The 2,391-nt window shown below is 72.0% G+C and carries 2 protein-coding genes; both read right to left on the bottom strand.

What is annotated here, in order from left to right; genetic code table 11:
* Nucleotides 1-650 (bottom strand): FtsW/RodA/SpoVE family cell cycle protein (locus VF468_07455; protein ID HEX5878141.1); only part of this gene is annotated, 650 nt, incomplete at its 3' end.
* Between the two features lie 53 nt (nucleotides 651-703).
* On the bottom strand, nucleotides 704-2,278 hold the full coding sequence (locus VF468_07450; protein ID HEX5878140.1) for a PP2C family serine/threonine-protein phosphatase: 1,575 nt from the start codon (nucleotides 2,276-2,278) through the stop codon (nucleotides 704-706).
* Nucleotides 2,279-2,391: the final 113 nt, after the last annotated feature.

Genomic DNA, 2,391 nt, shown 5'->3' with positions numbered 1-2,391 from the left:
ACCAGCGGCCCGAGGTCACGGGCGCGGGGCAGGACCAGGCCGAAGATCTTCTTGCCGGCCGTGGACAGCACGGTCCGTTTGGAGACCAGGAACGCCGCCGCGAAGATGATCAGCGCGATCTTGGCGAACTCCGCGGGTTGGATGGAGAACAATCCCGGCACCCGGATCCAGATCTGCGCCCCGTTCACCTCGGACAGGCTGGAAGGAAGGACGGCCGGGATGGCCAGGAACACCACGCCGACCAGCGCCAGGGTGTACGCATAGGACTGCAGCACGGTGTGGTCGCGCACCACCAGGAGCACGACCAGGAAGAACACCAGGGCGACGCCGGTCCACACCAGCTGCAGCGAGGTCTGTGGGGTTGGCACCTCCTCACCCCGGTTGATCGCGCTGATCTGCCGGGCCAGATCGAGCCGGTAGATCATCACCAGGCCGATCCCGTTGAGCAGCGCCACGACCGGCAGCAGCAAGGGGTCGGCGTAGGGCGCGTACCGGCGGACCAGCAGGTGCGCGATCGCCAACGCGAGGAGATAGCCGCCTCCGTAGTAGGCCAGGCTCCAGGTCAGCGTGCGGCTCTGGTTGAGTTCGACGATCACCAGCGCCGAGGTGACCACCACCGCGGCGAAGACCAGCATCCAGAACTCCGCCATCCGGCCCGTCCGGGTGAACCGGCCGCCGGCTGCCGCCTTCCCCCGCCGCCGGATCACTTGACCACCCGGCACGTCACGCCGGGCTCGGGCGCGCGCGTGGACAGCGGGGTCCCCGTCGAGGTCGGCGTCGCCGGGGACGGGGACGCGGTGGGTACCGGGGTCCCCCCCACCGAGCCGGACCCGGTGGCCGCTGTTCCCGAGGTGGGCACCGGGACCGTCGCGGTGGCGGAGCCGGGGATGCCCGAGCCGGGTGCGCCGGACACCGTGCGCCGGGCCGTCGGGCTCGCGCTGGTGGGAGCGGTCGTGATCGTGCCCGTGGTGGGAACGGTCGACTCGGTCGGGCAGGGCGGGAGCATCTGGCCGGCCAGCCGGACGATGACGGCCCGCGCGTCGTCCAGGTCGCCGGCGCGGATGCCGGCCAGCACCTGGTCCCGGGCTGCGGGGACCAGATCCTCGACCATCAGCGGCGTGCAGCCGTTCAGTCCCGGCTCGCAGGAACCCTCCTGCACGCTGGATAGCCGCAAGCCGAGCACGGACCCGTCCACCCCGCGGTAGACGACGACCTGACCGGCGTCCTCGCCGACGAAGTACTGGCTGCGCACCCACAGGATCGAGCCGATGAGCCCGACGACGCCCAGCACGACCACCACGCTGACCAGGATGATCGTGGTTCGGCGGCGACGACGCCGGGCGGGCGGACCGTCCGGACCCGCCCCGGCCGTGGCGATAGGCGCGGTGATGTCCTCGTCCGGCGGCATGTAGTCGGGGGGCGCCGGCGCGTCCTCCGGAATCCCGGGCAGCGGGATGCGCGGCATTTCGGCCGTCATCCGGATCGATGCGAGCTGACCGATCGGCCCGGTCGCCTCCGGATCGGTCGGCTCCGCCGCCACCGGCGCCAGCCCGTCCCCGCTGCCGATGTCCATCACGTCGGCGACGATGACGGTGACGTTGTCCGGCCCGCCGCCCACCAGGGCGAGCTGGACCAGGTCGTCCGCCGCCGCGGCCGGATCGGGGTTGGCCAGGGTCTCGGCGATGACCTCCGCGGACACCACCCCGGACAGGCCGTCGGAGCAGATCAGGTACCGGTCGCCGACGTTGACCTCGCGGATGGTCAGCGCCGGATCGACCTCGGTGCCGTTGAGCGCGCGCAGCAGCAGCGACCGCTGCGGGTGGTGGCTGGCTTCCTCCTGGGTGATCCGCCCGTCGTCGATCAGCGACTGCACGAATGTGTCGTCATGGGTCAGTTGGTGCAGCACGCCGCTGCGGTACAGGTAGGCGCGCGAGTCGCCGACGTGGGCCATGCCCAACCGGCCGCCGTCGAACAGCAGCGCGGTCACCGTGGTGCCCATCCCGTCCAGCTCCGGGTTCTCGTGCACCACCTGGGAGATCGAGCGGTTGCCCTCCCGGGTGGCCCGGGCCAACGCCCGCAGCAGGTCACCGCCCGGGTCGCGGTCGTCGAGCGGGACGAAGGCGTTCACCACCAGGCGGGAGGCCATGTCGCCGGCGGCGTGACCGCCCATGCCGTCCGCCACGACCAGCAGCCGATCGCCGGCGTACACCGCGTCCTGATTGCTGGCCCGGACCAGGCCGCGATCGGTGCGCGCCGCGTAGACCAGTTGATGGGTCATCGGGCCGCCTCGTCGCCCGGCGCGCGAGCGGGCGCCGGCCGGGTGCCCGCCCCGTTGATCGTGCTCGAACTCGTCATTGGTTCCGTCATGGGCTCCGTCATGGGCGCAGCTCG

Source organism: Actinomycetota bacterium, from assembly GCA_036280995.1.
In the GTDB taxonomy this organism is placed as follows: Bacteria; Actinomycetota; CALGFH01; order CALGFH01; family CALGFH01; genus CALGFH01.
The sequence above is the reverse complement of the archived record's forward strand: the minus strand, read 5'-3'. Positions and strand labels throughout refer to the sequence as shown.

Excerpts from the sequence above, each read along its gene's own strand:
- VF468_07450 (HEX5878140.1), bottom strand. The coding sequence starts at position 2,278 with ATGACCCATCAACTGGTCTACGCGGCGCGCACCGATCGCGGCCTGGTC.